Below are 525 nucleotides of genomic sequence, written 5' to 3'. Positions count from 1 at the left end.
GGCCCACGTCGCCGGTGCAACTCGCGGTGGCGAGCGGCCCGGTCGCCGCGCTTTCCGAGATTTGCTTGCCGTTGGCGAAGATCCGACACGTGGTCGTGCCACCTGATTGGTCATTGGTGGCAGCCAACGACACGGTGCCACCGGTGGCGACGTCCTTGGTCCAAGGCATGCTCGCGGCCGAATCTTTCGCGCTATGGGCCTTGCCGACCGTGTAGGTGATGGCTACCGAGCTACCCGAGCCCTCAACCTGATAAGTGACGTTAACCCCATACTTTGACCCCTCCTCGACATGATTTGCGACGCGGTGAAAAACCGCGACAAATCCGCCGAGACCGAGAATCGCGACAAGCAAACCGCCGAGCGCCCAGCGCCACACCCGTGGGGGCCGCCGATGACCAGGGGGCGGATCGTAATCCGACGTCACAAAGACAGTGTGCCCGAAAGATCGGCCCTCCCATTGCCGGAATCGTGGCACGCTCCGACCGCTAATTCCTCGCTGGGATCGTCCCGGCCTCGACGTCGCGT

General features: G+C 63.6%; 1 protein-coding gene. It reads right to left on the bottom strand.

What is annotated here, in order from left to right:
- Positions 1-424 (bottom strand): MmpS family transport accessory protein (locus N415_RS30330; RefSeq protein ID WP_161630371.1); only part of this gene is annotated, 424 nt, incomplete at its 3' end.
- Positions 425-525: the final 101 nt, after the last annotated feature.

Origin of the sequence: Mycobacterium sp. UM_CSW (genome assembly GCF_000455205.1) — a bacterium.
GTDB lineage: Bacteria > Actinomycetota > Actinomycetes > Mycobacteriales > Mycobacteriaceae > Mycobacterium.
Note: the sequence above shows the minus strand (reverse complement) of the source record. Positions and strands in the feature narration are given on the sequence as shown.